Annotated in this window: 19 protein-coding genes; 7 read left to right on the plus strand and 12 right to left on the minus strand. The window is 66.9% G+C overall.

The window, feature by feature from the left end:
* Positions 1-105: 105 nt before the first annotated feature.
* From HB724_RS07880 to HB724_RS07905, 6 genes are all read right to left on the minus strand, one after another.
* A complete protein-coding gene (locus HB724_RS07880) occupies positions 106-243 on the minus strand; it encodes a hypothetical protein (protein WP_213980368.1) in 138 nt (45 codons plus the stop codon).
* A gap of 3 nt (positions 244-246) precedes the next feature.
* On the minus strand, positions 247-1,698 hold the full coding sequence (leuC, locus tag HB724_RS07885) for a 3-isopropylmalate dehydratase large subunit (RefSeq protein ID WP_213980369.1): 1,452 nt from the start codon (positions 1,696-1,698) through the stop codon (positions 247-249).
* Between the two features lie 71 nt (positions 1,699-1,769).
* Complete coding sequence (locus HB724_RS07890) at positions 1,770-2,453, minus strand: ferritin-like domain-containing protein (protein ID WP_213980370.1); 684 nt, start codon at positions 2,451-2,453, stop codon at positions 1,770-1,772.
* Positions 2,454-2,675: 222 nt separating this feature from the next.
* Positions 2,676-3,326 carry a CoA transferase subunit B gene (locus HB724_RS07895; protein ID WP_213980371.1) on the minus strand — a complete coding sequence of 217 codons (651 nt, stop codon included), beginning with the start codon at positions 3,324-3,326 and terminating at the stop codon, positions 2,676-2,678.
* Complete coding sequence (locus tag HB724_RS07900; RefSeq protein ID WP_213980372.1) at positions 3,326-4,417, minus strand: HAD family acid phosphatase; 1,092 nt, start codon at positions 4,415-4,417, stop codon at positions 3,326-3,328. Before HB724_RS07900 ends, HB724_RS07895 begins: the two co-directional genes overlap by 1 nt.
* Positions 4,414-5,121 (minus strand): CoA transferase subunit A, encoded by a 708-nt coding sequence (locus HB724_RS07905; protein WP_213980373.1) that lies wholly within the window; start codon positions 5,119-5,121, stop codon positions 4,414-4,416. The genes HB724_RS07900 and HB724_RS07905 overlap by 4 nt, the downstream gene beginning before the upstream one ends.
* A gap of 228 nt (positions 5,122-5,349) precedes the next feature.
* Here HB724_RS07905 and HB724_RS07910 point away from each other — a divergent pair, with 228 nt between their 5' ends.
* On the plus strand, positions 5,350-5,880 hold the full coding sequence (locus tag HB724_RS07910) for a porin family protein (RefSeq protein ID WP_213980374.1): 531 nt from the start codon (positions 5,350-5,352) through the stop codon (positions 5,878-5,880).
* A 183-nt stretch (positions 5,881-6,063) separates the two neighbouring features.
* The gene (locus HB724_RS07915; RefSeq protein WP_213980375.1) at positions 6,064-7,716 is read left to right on the plus strand and encodes a thiamine pyrophosphate-binding protein; all 1,653 of its coding nucleotides are present in this window, start codon (positions 6,064-6,066) and stop codon (positions 7,714-7,716) included.
* Here the strand turns inward: HB724_RS07915 and HB724_RS07920 are convergent.
* Complete coding sequence (locus HB724_RS07920; protein WP_213980376.1) at positions 7,676-8,161, minus strand: helix-turn-helix domain-containing protein; 486 nt, start codon at positions 8,159-8,161, stop codon at positions 7,676-7,678. The two genes, HB724_RS07915 and HB724_RS07920, sit on opposite strands and share 41 nt — an antisense overlap.
* 68 nt (positions 8,162-8,229) lie before the next feature.
* On the opposite strand from HB724_RS07920, the gene HB724_RS07925 reads away from it, so the two are divergent.
* The gene (locus HB724_RS07925) at positions 8,230-9,036 is read left to right on the plus strand and encodes an SDR family oxidoreductase (RefSeq protein WP_213980377.1); all 807 of its coding nucleotides are present in this window, start codon (positions 8,230-8,232) and stop codon (positions 9,034-9,036) included.
* Here HB724_RS07925 and HB724_RS07930 read toward each other — a convergent pair.
* Complete coding sequence (locus HB724_RS07930; protein WP_213980378.1) at positions 9,012-9,725, minus strand: ankyrin repeat domain-containing protein; 714 nt, start codon at positions 9,723-9,725, stop codon at positions 9,012-9,014. The genes HB724_RS07925 and HB724_RS07930 overlap by 25 nt on opposite strands.
* A gap of 71 nt (positions 9,726-9,796) precedes the next feature.
* Positions 9,797-9,967 carry a CsbD family protein gene (locus tag HB724_RS07935; protein ID WP_213980379.1) on the minus strand — a complete coding sequence of 57 codons (171 nt, stop codon included), beginning with the start codon at positions 9,965-9,967 and terminating at the stop codon, positions 9,797-9,799.
* Between the two features lie 91 nt (positions 9,968-10,058).
* Here HB724_RS07935 and HB724_RS07940 point away from each other — a divergent pair, with 91 nt between their 5' ends.
* On the plus strand, positions 10,059-10,655 hold the full coding sequence (locus tag HB724_RS07940) for a class I SAM-dependent methyltransferase (RefSeq protein WP_213980380.1): 597 nt from the start codon (positions 10,059-10,061) through the stop codon (positions 10,653-10,655).
* Positions 10,656-10,665: 10 nt separating this feature from the next.
* Here HB724_RS07940 and HB724_RS07945 read toward each other — a convergent pair whose 3' ends face one another.
* The 3 genes from HB724_RS07945 to thiS are packed head-to-tail and all read right to left on the minus strand — an operon-like array spanning position 10,666 to position 12,964.
* Positions 10,666-11,169: a hypothetical protein gene (locus tag HB724_RS07945; RefSeq protein WP_213980381.1), complete on the minus strand. Its 504-nt coding sequence runs from the start codon at positions 11,167-11,169 to the stop codon at positions 10,666-10,668.
* A gap of 23 nt (positions 11,170-11,192) precedes the next feature.
* Positions 11,193-11,960 carry an alpha/beta hydrolase gene (locus tag HB724_RS07950; protein WP_213980382.1) on the minus strand — a complete coding sequence of 256 codons (768 nt, stop codon included), beginning with the start codon at positions 11,958-11,960 and terminating at the stop codon, positions 11,193-11,195.
* Positions 11,960-12,964 (minus strand): sulfur carrier protein ThiS, encoded by a 1,005-nt coding sequence (thiS, locus tag HB724_RS07955; RefSeq protein WP_213980426.1) that lies wholly within the window; start codon positions 12,962-12,964, stop codon positions 11,960-11,962. Before thiS ends, HB724_RS07950 begins: the two co-directional genes overlap by 1 nt.
* An 84-nt stretch (positions 12,965-13,048) precedes the next feature.
* Between thiS and aroQ the strand changes: the two genes are divergently transcribed.
* Genes aroQ through accC form a run of 3 tightly spaced genes read left to right on the plus strand, consistent with a single transcriptional unit; the run spans position 13,049 to position 15,357 of the window.
* The gene (aroQ, locus tag HB724_RS07960; protein ID WP_213980383.1) at positions 13,049-13,483 is read left to right on the plus strand and encodes a type II 3-dehydroquinate dehydratase; all 435 of its coding nucleotides are present in this window, start codon (positions 13,049-13,051) and stop codon (positions 13,481-13,483) included.
* A 34-nt stretch (positions 13,484-13,517) separates the two neighbouring features.
* Entirely contained in the window at positions 13,518-13,994 is a 477-nt protein-coding gene (accB, locus tag HB724_RS07965) for an acetyl-CoA carboxylase biotin carboxyl carrier protein (RefSeq protein ID WP_213980384.1), read from the plus strand.
* Between the two features lie 7 nt (positions 13,995-14,001).
* Positions 14,002-15,357 carry an acetyl-CoA carboxylase biotin carboxylase subunit gene (accC, locus tag HB724_RS07970; protein ID WP_213980385.1) on the plus strand — a complete coding sequence of 452 codons (1,356 nt, stop codon included), beginning with the start codon at positions 14,002-14,004 and terminating at the stop codon, positions 15,355-15,357.
* Positions 15,358-15,368 lie beyond the last annotated feature (11 nt).

Here is a 15,368-nt window from a genome sequence, read left to right on the forward strand (position 1 = left end):
GCGAACCCCTGCTAAAATGTGCGATCTTCCGGGAAACAGAATCCCCGGGGCGCGAAGGCATCGCGCCCTGCGTTCCAGCCCTGCCCCAGCCGATCGTCGCGACGCTCAGCGCGTCCTTGCAAGGATCTTGGCCGAAGGAAGGGTCTTGGCCGGTGCCTCGGCCCGCGGATATGCACTGGCATAAGCCGCCGCGAGCCCGCTCAGCACGGTCGCGGTAATCAACGCCACTAGCGCCCGTTTCATTTCTCATCCCTTTTGGCCGCCGCCGGTCATTAGATCTCTGACGTCGGTTAGCCGCCCGGTGACCGCCGCCGCCGCCGCCATTGCCGGCGAAACGAGATGCGTGCGGGCTCCAGGCCCTTGTCTTCCTACGAAATTTCGATTCGAAGTGGAAGCACAACGTTCGCCGGCCGGAACCTTGTCCGGATTCATCGCCAGGCACATCGAGCAGCCGGGCTCGCGCCATTCGAAGCCAGCCTCCACGAAGATGCGATCGAGCCCCTCCGCCTCGGCCTGAAGCTTGACCAGTCCGGAGCCCGGAACGATCAGCGCCTGGCGGATGCGATCCGCGACATGGCGCCCCTCCACCACCGCCGCAGCAGCGCGCAGATCCTCGATCCGGCTGTTGGTGCAGGAGCCGATGAAGACATGCTCGATGGCGATGTCCTGCATCGCCGTGCCGGCGGAAAGCCCCATATAATCGAGCGAGCGCCTGGCCGCCTCGCGCTTCGAGGGATCGGCGAAGCTGTCCGGATCGGGCACCGCGCCGGTGATCTGCACCACGTCCTCGGGGCTGGTGCCCCAGGTGAGCGACGGGGCGATGTCACTCGCGGAAAGCTTCACCACCTTGTCGTAGACAGCATTGGTATCGGTCGGCAGCGTCTTCCAATAGGCGACGGCCTTGTCCCAATCGGCGCCGTGGGGCGCCATCGGGCGGCCCTTGAGGTATGCGAAAGTCGTCTCGTCCGGCGCGATCAGGCCCGAGCGCGCCCCGCCCTCGATCGACATGTTGGAGACGGTCAGCCGCCCTTCCAGCGACATCGCCCGGATCACCTCGCCGGTGAACTCGATGACATAGCCGGTGCCGCCCGCCGCGCCGATCTTGCCGATGATCGCCAGTACGACGTCCTTGGGGCTGACGGCGAAGCCCAAAGTCCCGTCGACGCGGACCTCCATCGTCTTCGACTGGCCGAGCAGCAGCGTCTGCGTCGCCAGCACATGCTCGACTTCGCTGGTGCCGATGCCGAACGCCAGCGCCCCCAGCGCGCCATGCGCCGAAGTGTGGCTGTCGCCGCAGACCAGGGTGGCGCCCGGCAAGGTGAAGCCCTGTTCCGGCCCCACGACATGGACGATCCCCTGCCGCACATCGAGCGCGTCGAAATAGGGCACGCCATAGTCGGCGACATTGGTCCGGAGGGCCGAAAGCTGCCCCGCGCTCGCCGGATCGGCGATCGGCAGCGCATGCCCCTCGACATCCGCGCGCGCGGTGGTGGGCAGGTTGTGATCGGGCACCGCAAGCGTGAGGTCGGGCCGGCGCACCGGACGCCCGGCGGCGCGGAGCCCCGCGAATGCCTGGGGGCTGGTCACCTCATGGACGAGGTGACGATCGATATAGATCAGGCAGGTGCCGTCGTCGCGGCGCTCGACCACGTGATCGGCCCAGATCTTCTCATAGAGCGTGAGGGGTTTGCTCGCCATGCTGGCGATCTAGGCGAATATTGCGCGCGTGCAACCCGCTCCGCAATTTTGCGTCCCGAAGTTCGGCTATCTCAGGCCGCCACGGGCAGCGGCGACGCCAGCACTTCCGCCGGATCGTGCGCATCGGCCCATTCGGTGCGGCGCTTGACCCAGGGGTTGAGGAACAGCGCCGGCAGCTTGAGGAACAGCAGCTCCGAATGGATGAAGGTATCGATCGCATGCTCCCACCATCTGGGATCGCGCTTGCCGTTCGCCTTGAGCCAGCCGTCATAGGGCGCCCAATGGCTCGGCTCGTCCTTCTCGATGATCTGGAAGATCTTCACCAGCGTCTTGTCGTGGCGGACCAGCGGGTGCCTGAGCAGGATATCGACCTGGCGATAGCCGCGCTTCTCGGTGAGCGAGATCACCCGGCACAATTTCTCGAACTGGTCGTCCTCGGCGATGATCCGCCGGGTATCGAGATCGTCGATCGTGCGGCGGAACATAATCTCGACGAAACGGTCGATATGGCCGCAGGTGCGGTCCACCTTGAGCGGCATCTTGCCCTGGAGCTCGAACCAGCGCTTGAACATCACATAATGCTTGCGCTCGTCGGCGCGGTGCCTTTCGATCGAGGCGATCAGCGCATGATCGTCAGGCGCGCGCGCCCGCACCGCATCGAGCACCCGGTCGATGCTCGTATACCCCCGATGCTCGTTGTAGATATAGATCGAACCCAGCAGGTCCAGATAGCGGGTACGAAACCAGGTCAACATCGCCGGATGCTACGCCTCGCCCGGAACAGCGTCAACGCGGACAGCGGTGGTTGGGCGGGTGGATTTTGTTCGCGCGACGGCGCAGCGACGCGACGATGTTGTCCGCCGCGATAGCGGCTGGCGTCATTCAAGCGGTTCAGCGGGAACCGCCGTTTGCGTGACGCAAGCGCTTTCAGCGCAACCTGCAATCGGCGCGTCGCCGCGCCGTCGCGCGAACAAAATCTAAGCCGCAGCCAGCGCCACCTCGTAATGCGCCGTCGTCTTCGCCGCGACTTCCTCCTCGGTCACGCCCGGCGCCAGCTCGATCAGCCGGAAGGGCGAACCATGGTCCGGGCGCTGGAACACCGCCAGATCGGTGATGACCATGTCGACCACATTCTTGCCGGTCAGCGGCAGCGTGCATTCGGGGATGAACTTGGGATCGCCGTTCTTGGAGACATGCTCCATCACCACGATGATCTTCTTGACGCCCGCGACCAGGTCCATCGCGCCGCCCATGCCCTTGATCATCTTGCCGGGGATCATCCAGTTGGCGATGTCGCCCGTCTCGCTGACCTCCATCGCGCCGAGCACGGTCAGGTCGATATGCCCGCCGCGGATCATCGCGAAACTGTCCGCCGAGCTGAAATAGACCGAGCTGGGCAGCTCGCTGATCGTCTGCTTGCCGGCATTGATGAGATCGGGATCGACCTCGTCGTCATAGGGAAACGGCCCGATGCCGAGCATCCCGTTCTCGGACTGGAGCGTCACCTCCACGCCCTCGGGGATATGGTTCGCCACCAGCGTCGGGATGCCGATACCCAGGTTGACGTAGAAGCCGTCCTCCAGCTCGCGCGCGGCGCGCGCTGCCATTTCGTCGCGGGTCCAGGACATTATCTCTTCTCCTCGGCCGGATCGCTCCAGCGTTTGTCTGCGGGGAAAACCTCGTCGAAGCTGCCCTTCAGGCCGCTGCCGTAAACGGGGTTGGGAAGCATGAACCAGCCCGCGCCCCAGAGCGGCGCCACCATCGTCTCGGTCGCGGCGTTGCGCCGCATCGCCGGGCCGAGCTCCTTGGCGTTGAACAGGTCGCTGAAATCGCCGAGCTGGTCGCCCACCAGCGCGATCACGCAGTAGCGATCGGCGATCTGCCAGCGCCGCGCATCCTTGGCGCTGCTCGTCGTGCCGTCGTCACCGCGCAGCCACAGCGTCTTGCCATGCTCGGCCGGCCCCAGCCCGGCGCCGTCGATCGCGGCCTCGGTCTGCGCGGCATTGGCCGCCAGGCGATTGGAATTGAAGATCACCGTCACGCCCTCGCGCCGCGCCGCCTGGAGCGCGTCGACCGCGCCCGGCACCGCCGCCACCCTGTCGGCGCCGGTCTGCTCCCAGCGTTCCCAGCGCTGCTCGTCATAGGCGCCCTGGCGCTGGGCGTCCGACGCCTCATAGCCCAGGTTGAGCAAAGCCGTCTCGTCGATGTCGAGCACCACGGCGAGCGGCTTCTTCTCGCACGACGTGAACTTGGGTGCCGCCAGCGTGCCCTCGGGCGCCAGCACGACCGACCAGACATTGCCGCCCGTCTTGCGATCGAGCGCGCGGTTGCGGACATAGGACCAGAGCGCCTGATAGGCTTGGACGCTCAGCGCCGCCGCCTCGCCCGATCCGTAGAGATATTGCATCCCCGGCGGCACCGGCACCGCGCCCGCGGAGGTCGGCAAGGCCGCGACCGGCGGCTGGCCGGGCGCGCCGGTGGGCGCCGGCAGTTCCTTGAGCTGGGTCACCTGCCAATTGCCCTCGGGCACCTGCACGTTCAGCGGCCTGGCAGGTTGCGGCTGCGGCGCGCGCCGCTGCTTGCGCTTCTGCGAATCCTGCCGCGACTTGACGACTCCGCCCGCCGCCACGACGGGTACCGCCGCCGCCGCGATGCAGCCCGACAGCAGCGACGCCGCGACGATTCCGCCGATCGCGCGCCCGCAGGCGGACAAGGTCATGCCGCCTCGCGCGGCCGCGTCGTGCGGAACTCGATCTTCTTGTCATAGGGCGCGCCGACGATCAGCCGCTGCACATAGATGCCCGGCAAGTGGATCTGGTCGGGATCGAGGCTGCCCACCGGCACCACTTCCTCCACCTCGGCCACGCAGACCTTGCCCGCGGTCGCCATCGGCTGGTTGAAATTGCGCGCGGTCTTGCGGAAAATGAGGTTGCCGCTTTCGTCGGCCTTCCAGCCCTTGATGATCGAGACGTCGCTGCGGATGCCGCGCTCGAGGATATATTCCTCGCCGTCGAAGAGCTTCACTTCCTTGCCCTCGGCGACCTGGGTGCCGACGCCGGTCCGGGTGTAAAAGCCCGGAATGCCCGCCCCGCCCGCGCGGCAGCGCTCGGCCAGGGTACCCTGGGGGCAGAACTCCACCTCCAGCTCGCCGGCGAGATATTGCCGCTCGAATTCCTTGTTCTCGCCGACATAGGAGGAGATCATCTTCTTCACCTGGCGGCTGCGCAGCAGCTTGCCGAGCCCTTCGTTATCGATGCCGGCATTGTTGGAGGCGATGGTGAGCCCGGTGACGCCCGAGGCCTGGATCGCATCGATCAGCCGCTCCGGGATGCCGCACAGGCCGAAGCCGCCCGCGCAGAGCGTCATGCCGTCGAACAGCAGCCCTTCCAGCGCTGCTTCCGCGTTGGGGTAGAGCTTGTCCATGCGCCGATTCTCTCCTGACTGCGTGGCGGCGATAATCCTGCGGCATCGCATCGGTCAAGCGAACCTGAACCGACTTTCAGGTTTCGACACAATGTGGCGCTGTGGCGAAAAAGTCACATTATAGGTTGTAATTAAATTGCCATATTGCACCCGCGAAACGGGTGCTTACGTAGCGGCTCGGATGGCCATCCGAAGTTAGAGTAAAAGTCCAAAAGAGTAGGAAAAACAATGCGAATTCTCGCAACGGCGGCGCTCGCCCTGACGGCAGCCGCTACCCCCGCCCTCGCCCAGGATGGCTCGTTCCAGGGTCCGCGCGCCGAGATCGTCGGCGGCTGGGACCATGTCGAAGGCGCCGATCAGAACGCCTCGGGCTTCGTCTATGGCGGTGCGGCGGGCTATGACCTGCAGCGCGGCAACGCGGTGTTCGGCGTCGAGGGTGAAATCACCGGCTCGACCGCCAAGAAGACCGAGAACGACGTCACGCTGAAGGCCGGCCGCGACTTCTATGCCGGCGTCCGCGCGGGCTATGTCATCCTGCCGAGCACGCTGCTCTACGTGAAGGGCGGCTACACCAACGCCCGCGTGATCGGCGAGACCGCCGACGTGCACGTCGCCGACAACCTGGACGGCTTCCGCCTGGGCGCCGGCCTGGAGCGCAGCTTCGGCAAGTTCTATGGCAAGGTCGAGTATCGCTACTCGAACTACAGCCAGGACGTGGAGCGTCACCAGGTTCTGGCGGGCCTCGGCGTCCGCTTCTGATCCGACGACGATCGAGAAAGGGCCGCGCGGCACTCGCCGCGCGGCCTTTTTCGTGCCTGGGGCGGATGTTTTGGGCGGCCGAAAACCCCATCGTCGCCCCCAATGCCGGGCGGCACACCCCCGCCAAGGATCGGAATGGCGCCGGGGGTTACGCGAGCCTCCCACCCGAACTAGACAGGCCGCATGACCGCGAAACGAACCGGGGGCCGGATCCTCGTCGACAATCTGGTCGCGCAGGGCTGCGACCGTATCTTCCATGTGCCGGGTGAGAGCTTCCTCGCCGTGCTCGACGCGCTGCACGACACGCTGGAGATCGATCTGGTGACGTGCCGGCAGGAGGGCGGGGTCGGCTTCATGGCTTGCGCGGACGGGGCGATGACCGGCAGGCCGGGCGTGGCCTTCGTGACTCGCGGGCCGGGGGCAACCAACGCTTCGATCGGCGTCCATGTCGCGATGCAGGACTCCCAGCCGATGCTGCTGTTCATCGGCGATGTCGATCGCGGGATGCGCGATCGCGAAGGCTTCCAGGAAGTCGACTTCCCCGCGATGTTCGCGCCGCTCGCCAAATGGGCGACCCGGATCGAGGACGCCCGCCGCATCCCCGAATATGTCGCACGCGCCTGGCACGTCGCGACCTCGGGCCGCCCGGGGCCGGTGGTGATCGCACTACCCGAGGACATGCTGTGCGATGTGGTCGATGCGGTGGATCGGCCCGAGCTCGTGCCCCCGCTCCAGGCCCCCGACGCCTATGACCTCGACCTGATGTTCGCGCAGCTCCGCACGGCGAAGCGACCGATCGCGATCGTCGGCGGCGCCGGCTGGGACGCGGAGACGGGTCAGGACTTCGCCAAATTCGCCGAGCGGATCGGCCTGCCCGTCGCCGGCGCATTCCGGCGGCAGGATTCGATCCTCAACAGTTCGCCGGCCTGGGCCGGCAATCTCGGCTATGGCCCTAATCCAAAGCTGGTCCAGCGGATCAAGGAAGCCGATCTGCTGCTCGTCGTCGGCGCCCGGCTCGGCGAGGCGACCACGGACGGCTATACGCTGGTTACGCCCGATCATCCCGGCCAGACGCTGATCCACGTCCACCCCGATCCCAATGAGCTCAACCGTACCTATCGCGCCGATCTGCCGATCTGCGCGCGACCCTTCGAGTTCGCGGTGGCGATTGCAGCCGAGGAGCAGCTCGATCTGCCGGTATTTGCCGGCGCCGAAGCCCATGCCGAATGGCTCGAATGGTCTACCCCCAAGCCTCGCGAAGGCGTGACGCTCGACCTCGGCCAATGCGTGCTGGCGATGCGCGAGGCGATGCCGGCGGACACGATCATCTGCAACGGCGCCGGCAATTTCTCGAGCTGGTGGCACCGCTACTGGCGCTATGGCACCCAGCCGAGCCAGCTCGCCCCCACCGCCGGCGCGATGGGCTATGGCGTCCCCGCCGCCGTCGCCGCAGCGCTCCGCGCGCCCGATCGGAAGGTCGTGGCGGTCGCGGGCGACGGCGATTTCCTGATGAACGGCCAGGAACTCGCCACCGCCGTCCAGCACGGCGCGGACATGCTGGTCATCGTCGTCGACAATTCCACCTACGGCACGATCCGCATGCACCAGGAGCGCGAATATCCCGCGCGCCTATCGGGCACCGCGCTCAAGAACCCCGATTTCGCCGCGCTCGGCCGCGCCTATGGCTGCTGGGCGGACACGGTGGAGACCACCGCGCAATTCGCCCCCGCCCTCGCCCGCGCGCTGGAGCAGCCGGGCGTCAAGCTGCTCCACCTCAAGACCGATGTGGAGTTCATCACTCCAGCAACCACGATCTCCGCGCTCCGGAACCGCTGACCAGCGGATCGTCGGGCTGGACGACGCCGAGCGCCCGGCCCGCCAGCGGCACACCGGTCAGCCGGTCGACCACCATCGGCTCGACCAGCTTGCCGGTCTCCTGATCGACCAGCCGGGTGACGCCGCCCTCGCCATGATGCGTGCGGCCCCATTCGCCCAGCACATGAAGCACCGGCAGGAAATCGCGCCCCGCCGCGGTCAGCACATATTCGTCGCGCGGCGGCCGCTCGCTGTAGCGGCGCTTCTCCAGCACCCCCGCCTCGGTGAGCGCGCGCAGCCGCGCCGTCAGGATGTTCGGCGCGATCTTCAGGCTGGTGCGCAACTGATCGAACCGGGTCAGCCCCAGGCTCACGTCGCGCAGGATCAGCATGCTCCACGCATCGCCCACCCGCGCCACGCTGCGGGCGATCGGGCAGCAAGTCGAATTTTCTTCTCTCGGGTCCATTGCATAATGATAGTGAGTTACTATTAAAATGCAAGCGACTCGCTTCAGGGCCGCATGGAGACATGAAAATGACCAATTCTTCCCTTGGCGCTGCCCTGATCACCGGCGCTTCGTCCGGCATCGGCGCGGTCTATGCCGATCGCCTGGCCCGCCGCGGCCATGACCTGATCCTCGTCGCCCGCGACGGCGCCCGCATGGAGACGCTTGCCGAAAAACTGCGCGCCGATACCGGCCGCGCGATCGAAGTCCTCCCCGCCGACCTGACCGACGGCGACGATCTCGACCGCGTCGCGAAGCGGCTCGCCGCCGACGCCTCGATCACCCTGCTCGTCAACAATGCCGGCATGTCGCTGAACGGCGGGCTGCTCGACAACGAGGCACCGGCGCTGGAGCGCATCGTCACGCTCAACATCACCGCGCCGACCCTGCTCGCCTCGGCCGCCGGCAAGGCGTTCAAGGCACGCGGCAAGGGCGCGATCATCAACATCGCCTCGGTGCTGGCGCTCGTCCCGGAGATGTTCGACGGCGTCTATAGCGGCACCAAGGCCTATCTGCTCAACCTGTCGCTCTCGCTTTCCCAGCAACTCGCGGAGAACGGCGTCCATGTCCAGGCCGTCCTCCCCGGCGCCACGCGCACCGAGATCTGGGCGCGTTCGGGCAAGGATGTCGACAGCTTCCCACCCGAGATGGTGATGGGCGTGGACGACCTGGTCGACGCCTCGCTGCTCGGCTTCGATCGCGGCGAGACCGTCACCATCCCCCCGCTCGCCGACGAAGGGCTGTGGGAGACCTACACCCAAGCGCGCGTCGCACTCGCGCCGCACCTCTCGCACCGCGATGTCGCGCCGCGCTACCGCGAGACAGTCGACGCCTGAGCGAGCCTGTCCGCGACGGCATGATAGCCGGGGTCGCGCTTCCGCCGGAGCAATTCGGCGGCGGTGCGGCCCTCGCCATCGGGGATATCGCCGCGCGCGCCGTGCCGCACGAACATCGCGAAATGCTCGGCCGCGCTGCCCTTCTTGAGCATCAGGTGCAGCGCCGTCCGGCCCTTCGGATCCTGGAAATCGGGGTTCGCTCCGCCGATCAGCAATTCCTCCGCCGGCCCGAACTTGCTCCACGCGATCGCGCCGAGCAGCGGCGTCTCGCCACGCGCGGCGCCCTCCTCGATGTCCGCGCCATGCGCGAGCAGCAGGCGGATCGCCGCCCGATCCTCGTTCCACGCCGCGGCGAACAGACAATAGTCGGGATCACAGCCGAGCTTCAGCAGATGCTCCACCAGCGCGAGGTTCCGTCCCCGCGAAACGGCATGCCAGAGCGGCGTCGCCTTCCACGCGCCTTCGGTGAAGGCAGCATCGTTCAGCCCCAATCCCAGCCCGAGCAGCAGATCGGCGGTGCGGATGGCGGCACCCGCATCGGCCGCAGGCGCCATGCAGGCCTGGTGCAGCCAGCCCCGCCCGCGCTCGTCCCGCACGCCGAGCAGGTCCGGCCGGGCGGCAAGCCCCTCCGCCACTTCCGCCCAGCGATGGGCACGCACGCTCTCGCGCAGGCTCGTCTTCGAAACCATGGCGCAAGGCTAACATGAAGAGGGCCACCCCGGCATTCCGGAGTGGCCCTTTCCTTGCCGAAAATCCGGCCTCAGATATCGTCGCCGAGCGCGCCCTTGACCTTGCCGATCGCCTGCTGCGCCTTGCCCTTGATCTCCTGGGCGGCGCCCTTGTCGCGGGTGGCGGGATCGTCGCTGTTCTGCTTGAGCTTGCCGAGCGCCTCATTGACGTTGCCCTTGATCTTGTCGGTAAGTTCGCCCATGATTTCAATCTCCTGGCAGTGAGCCGGCGCTTGGTCGCATCCGGTTCCGTTCTAGAAAAAACAACGGCTCGCGCCCGGCGAGGTTCCCCCGATGCCCGATCGAATTGCCGCACATTATGAACGCAACGCGCACGCCTTCGATGCCGCGCGGCGCGAGCGCTTCGTCGAAAGGCCGTGGCTGGATCGCTTCCTGCTGGGCGTTTCCCGGGGCGGCCATGTCCTCGATCTCGGCTGCGGCGGCGGCGAGCCGATCGCCCGCTACCTGATCGATCGCGGCCATGCGCTCACCGGAGTCGATCTCTCCCAAGCCCTGATCGGCCTCGCCAGCACCCGCTTCGCCCGCCATCGCTGGCTCAGGGGCGACATGCGCACGGTGCCGCTCGGCGGTCCGTTCCAGGGCGCGCTCGCCTGGGACAGCCTGTTCCATCTGCAGCCCGAGGATCAGGCCGCGACGATCGCCCGCGTCGCCGGCTGGCTGGCGCCGGGCGGCATGTTCCTGTTCAACACCGGCCCCGCGCGCGGCGAAGTGACCGGCAGCCAGTTCGGCGAGCCGCTCTATCATGCCAGCCTCGACCCCGCCGAATATCGCATGCTGTTCGCGGAACTCGGTCTGATGGAAATCGCCTTCACCCCCGACGATTTCGCGACCGGCGGCCGTTCGGTCTGGCTGGCGCGGAAGGCGGATTAGGCAAGCGCCGTCAGGACGTCCGCTTGACCGGGATTTGCGCCGGAGCAGTCGAGATATCCCGCACTTTCGCGCCATCCAACTTGATGAAGGATAGATATACGAGCTTGCCGTCTCGCATCCATTCGATGCGGACACGGCCATCCTTCAGCAAATAAGGCTGAGCCGGCGTGAATTCGCGCCCCAGCGGCCACGGCTTCAAGGGCGATGCCTTGCGACAGTCGTCGGAGAACCGCGCGCAGAATTCGCCGGTCGCCCCTTCCACCAGCAATTCCGGTGGAAAGGTGGGCAGCATGTCGCGGCGGCTTTCCAGAAGCGCGGCGATCGTTCTGGATATTTCCGGGGCCAGACTTGGTCCAGGTGCGGCCGCCGGCAGGAGCGCGACCATTTCAAGCCCACCTTCGAACCGCTCCACCACCGGCCCTGCGCACATACCCTCCGCCGGACCACCGCCGATGGGCATACACGGATCATCGCTCCCCAATGCCACATGCATCGCCAACGCAAGAACCAGCATCGCGCCCCCCCTTGAAAGCCGGGTCAGCCCTTCGTCACGCCCGCCAGGAACGCCATCACGGCCTTCCACGCATCCTCCGCGCCCTCGGGATTCTTCGCCCGGAGCAAGGTCGAGGAGCCGTGGACCCCGCCCAGCTTCGGCACGAACTGCTCCTTGCCCGCCACCGGCACGGCCTTCAGGATGTCGCGCGCCGCGTCGATCTCCTTGCCGTCCTGCGCGGAAGTGACGAACACCGGCGCCTTCACGTTCGCCGCCGCCTTGGCCACCAGCTTCTTGTCGTCGAAATATTCGCCCGGAGAAAAGGCGAGCAGCGCGCGCACCTTCTCGGGATGATCGGCGGCGACGAGGAACGCCAGCGACGCCGAATAGCTGCTGCCCCACAGAATCACCGGCAGCTTCTTGTCCTGCGCCCAGTTGAGCGCCGCTTCCATGTCCGGCTTGGCCTGGAAATAGAGCGTCGAGCGGCCCAGCGCCTTCACCGTCTCGTTGACGCCGTAGAGATTCCCGCCGGCGCGCTGGTCGATCCGCAGCGACGAATAGCCCGCCTCGGCCAGCCGCGGCGCGATCAGCGCATATTCGTCCTTGCCCGATTCGGCCTGGTGGAACAGCAGGATCACCGCCTTGGGGTTCGACGCCTTGGTATAGACGCCGGCGACCTGCACGCCGTCCGCCGCGGTGAGCGTCACCGGCTCGGCCGAGATCGGCCCGGCATTGACCGGCGGCGGCGCCTGGGGCGCCGGATGGCACGCCGCGACTGCCAGGGCCGCCGCCAGCACCGCCGCGCCGCGCATCAGATCAGCCCCGCGAGCGGGCTCGACGGATCGGCATACATGCGCTTGCCCATCCGCCCGGCGCGATAGGAGAGCCGCCCGGCCTCCACCGCCGCCTTCATCGCCGCCGCCATCATCACGGGATCCTTCGCCTCGGCGATGGCGGTGTTCATCAGCACGCCGTCGCAGCCCAGCTCCATCGCCACCGCCGCATCGGACGCGGCGCCCACGCCGGCATCGACCAGCACCGGTACCTTGGCGCCCTCCACGATCAGCCGGATCGTCACCCGGTTCTGGATGCCCAGCCCCGAACCGATCGGCGCGCCCAGCGGCATCACCGCCACCGCGCCGGCATCCTCCAGCCGCTTGGCGGCGATGGGATCGTCGACGCAATAGACCATCGGCAGGAAGCCCTCCTTGGCCAGCACCTCGGTCGCGCGCAGCGTCTCGACCATGTCGGGATAGAGCGTCCGCGCCTCACCCAGCACTTCCAGCTTCACCAGATCCCAGCCACCCGCCTCGCGCGCCAAGCGCAGCGTGCGGATCGCCGATTCGGCATCGAAGCAGCCCGCGGTGTTGGGCAGGTAGGTGACCTTCTTCGGGTCGATATAATCGGTCAGCATCGGCGCCTTGGGATCGCTGACGTTCACCCGGCGCACCGCCACGGTGACGATCTCCGCCCCCGAAGCCTCCAGCGCCGCCGCGTTCTGCTCGAAATCCTTGTACTTGCCGGTGCCGACGATCAGCCGCGATCGGAAGGTGCGGCCCGCCACGGTCCATGTGTCCGCGTCCACGGGCCGCGCATGATCGCCACCGCCGACGAAATGCACGATCTCCAGCTCGTCGCCGTCCTCGACCAGCACCTGCCCCAGCGTCGAGCGCGGCACCACCTCCAGGTTGCGCTCCACCGCGATCTTCTCGGGCACCAGCCCCAATTCCTCGGCGAGTTGCGCAATGGTCAGCCCCGCAGCGACCCGCTTGTGCTCGCCGTTGACGCTGATGGAGACGGTGCCGTCGATATGCATGTACATGGCCTTGGGAATATTTGATCGGGAACGCGCGCTCATATAGGGAGGGCCGCGCTCCGCCCGCAACCGAAAGGCTTGGCTTTGGCCGACACGATCTACGTCCTGAACGGCCCCAACCTCAATCTGCTGGGCCTGCGCGAGCCCGAAATCTATGGGCACGACACGCTGGACGACATCGCCGGACGGATGGAGGATCGCGCCCGCGAACTCGGCCTGGAGATCGATCTGCGCCAGTCGAATCACGAGGGGCATCTGATCGACTGGCTGCACGAGGCCCAGGCCTATGGCGCCAAGGCGGTCATCCTCAACCCCGGTGGCTATACCCATACTTCGATCGCGTTGCACGATGCCGTGAAGAGCATCACGACGCCGGTGATCGAGGTCCATCTTTCCAATCCGCATGCCCGCGAGGAATTCCGCCACACCAGCTTCGTCGGCCGCGCCGCACGGGGCACCGTGGCGGGTTTCGGGGCGCTTTCCTACATGCTTGCGCTTGAAGCCGCCGCGCGCTTCTGACAGAGGGCGCGGTTTCATCGAAAAGAAGGGTCGCATGGCCGACAAAAACGACAAGACGGGAGCGATGCAGGTCGATATCGATCTGGTGCGTCAGCTCGCCGCTGTACTCGACGATACGCAGCTCACCGAAATCGAAGTGGAGGACGGCGAACGCCGCGTCCGCGTGGCGCGCACCGTCACCGCCGCGCCGATGCAGGTCGCGGCGCCTGCCTATGCTCCGGCGCCCGCCGCGGCAGCCGCGCCCGTGGCCGCCGAAGCCGCCCCTGCCCCCGCGGCATTCAACGCGGTCAAGTCGCCGATGGTCGGCACCGCCTATCTCTCGCCCAATCCCGAGGCCAAGCCGTTCGTCACGGTCGGCCAGAAGGTGGCGGCTGGCGATACGCTGGTCATCATCGAGGCGATGAAGGTGATGAACCCGATCCACGCGCCGTCCGCCGGCACCGTGAAGGCAATCCTGGTCGACAACGGCCAGCCGGTCGAGTTCGACCAGCCGCTCGTAGTGGTCGAGTAGAAACCAAATGCCCGAGATCAAGAAGCTCCTGATCGCCAATCGCGGCGAAATAGCGCTGCGCATCCATCGCGCATGCCACGAGATGGGCATCAGGACGGTGGCGGTGCACTCCACCGCCGACAGCGATGCGATGCATGTGCGGCTGGCGGACGAGGCGATCTGCATCGGGCCGCCCAGCGCCGCCGAGAGCTATCTCAACATCCCCAACATCATCTCCGCCGCCGAGATCTCGGGTGCCGATGCGATCCACCCGGGCTACGGCTTCCTCTCGGAGAACGCCCAGTTCGCCGAGATCGTCGAGGCGCACGGCCTGCTCTTCGTCGGCCCCAAGCCCGAGCATATCCGCACGATGGGCGACAAGGTGGAGGCGAAGCGCACCGCCGGCGCGCTCGGCCTGCCGCTCGTCCCCGGATCGGACGGCGCGATCAGCGACGTGGCCGAGGCCAAGGCGATCGCCGCGCGGATCGGCTATCCGGTCATCATCAAGGCGGCTTCGGGCGGCGGCGGGCGCGGCATGAAGGTGTGCACGTCGGAAGACCAGCTCGAGACGCTGATGCAGCAAGCCGGCAGCGAGGCCAAGGCGGCGTTCGGCGACGCCACCGTCTATCTCGAAAAATATCTCGGCAATCCGCGCCACATCGAGTTCCAGGTGTTCGGCGACGGCGAGGGCAATGCGATCCATCTCGGCGAGCGCGACTGCTCGCTCCAGCGCCGCCACCAGAAGGTGCTGGAGGAAGCGCCCTCTCCCGTCCTCGGCGCCGAGGACCGCGCGCGGATGGGCGGGATCGTCGCCAAGGCGATGGCCGACATGGGCTATCGCGGCGCCGGCACGATCGAGTTCCTGTGGGAAGACGGCGAGTTCTACTTCATCGAGATGAACACCCGGCTCCAGGTCGAGCATCCGGTGACCGAGATGATTACCGGCCTCGATCTCGTCCGCGAGCAGATCCGCGTCGCGGAAGGTCACGGCCTGTCGGTCCGCCAGGAGGATATCGAGTTCCGCGGCCATGCGATCGAATGCCGCATCAATGCCGAGGATCCGCGCACCTTCGCCCCCTCGCCCGGCAAGATCACGCATTTCCATGCCCCGGGCGGCATGCATGTGCGCGTCGATAGCGGCATCTATGCGGGCTATCGGATCCCGCCTTATTACGATTCGATGATCGCCAAGCTGATCGTCTATGGCCGCACCCGCGAGGGCTGCCTGATGCGGCTGCGGCGCGCGCTCGAGGAGTTCGTGATCGAGGGCGTGAAGACCACCATCCCGCTCCACCAGGCGCTGCTCGACGATCCCGATTTCCAGGCCGGCAACTATACGATCAAGTGGCTGGAAGAATGGCTGGCCAGGCAGGACGAAGCCTGAGCCTCCGATAC

It is taken from the genome of Sphingomonas sp. dw_22 (assembly GCF_018449795.1).
Lineage (GTDB): Bacteria > Pseudomonadota > Alphaproteobacteria > Sphingomonadales > Sphingomonadaceae > Sphingomonas.

Coding starts and splice junctions, on each gene's coding strand:
- HB724_RS07935 (WP_213980379.1), bottom strand. CDS start 9,967: ATGGGCGAACTTACCGACAAGATCAAGGGCAACGTCAATGAGGCGCTC.
- leuC (WP_213980369.1), bottom strand. CDS start 1,698: ATGGCGAGCAAACCCCTCACGCTCTATGAGAAGATCTGGGCCGATCAC.
- accC (WP_213980385.1), top strand. CDS start 14,002: ATGCCCGAGATCAAGAAGCTCCTGATCGCCAATCGCGGCGAAATAGCG.
- HB724_RS07940 (WP_213980380.1), top strand. CDS start 10,059: ATGCCCGATCGAATTGCCGCACATTATGAACGCAACGCGCACGCCTTC.
- HB724_RS07930 (WP_213980378.1), bottom strand. CDS start 9,725: ATGGTTTCGAAGACGAGCCTGCGCGAGAGCGTGCGTGCCCATCGCTGG.
- HB724_RS07915 (WP_213980375.1), top strand. CDS start 6,064: ATGACCGCGAAACGAACCGGGGGCCGGATCCTCGTCGACAATCTGGTC.
- HB724_RS07920 (WP_213980376.1), bottom strand. CDS start 8,161: ATGGACCCGAGAGAAGAAAATTCGACTTGCTGCCCGATCGCCCGCAGC.
- HB724_RS07895 (WP_213980371.1), bottom strand. CDS start 3,326: ATGTCCTGGACCCGCGACGAAATGGCAGCGCGCGCCGCGCGCGAGCTG.
- HB724_RS07945 (WP_213980381.1), bottom strand. CDS start 11,169: ATGCTGGTTCTTGCGTTGGCGATGCATGTGGCATTGGGGAGCGATGAT.
- HB724_RS07890 (WP_213980370.1), bottom strand. CDS start 2,453: ATGTTGACCTGGTTTCGTACCCGCTATCTGGACCTGCTGGGTTCGATC.
- HB724_RS07905 (WP_213980373.1), bottom strand. CDS start 5,121: ATGGACAAGCTCTACCCCAACGCGGAAGCAGCGCTGGAAGGGCTGCTG.
- HB724_RS07880 (WP_213980368.1), bottom strand. CDS start 243: ATGAAACGGGCGCTAGTGGCGTTGATTACCGCGACCGTGCTGAGCGGG.
- accB (WP_213980384.1), top strand. CDS start 13,518: ATGGCCGACAAAAACGACAAGACGGGAGCGATGCAGGTCGATATCGAT.
- thiS (WP_213980426.1), bottom strand. CDS start 12,964: ATGCATATCGACGGCACCGTCTCCATCAGCGTCAACGGCGAGCACAAG.
- HB724_RS07910 (WP_213980374.1), top strand. CDS start 5,350: ATGCGAATTCTCGCAACGGCGGCGCTCGCCCTGACGGCAGCCGCTACC.
- HB724_RS07900 (WP_213980372.1), bottom strand. CDS start 4,417: ATGACCTTGTCCGCCTGCGGGCGCGCGATCGGCGGAATCGTCGCGGCG.
- HB724_RS07925 (WP_213980377.1), top strand. CDS start 8,230: ATGACCAATTCTTCCCTTGGCGCTGCCCTGATCACCGGCGCTTCGTCC.
- HB724_RS07950 (WP_213980382.1), bottom strand. CDS start 11,960: ATGCGCGGCGCGGCGGTGCTGGCGGCGGCCCTGGCAGTCGCGGCGTGC.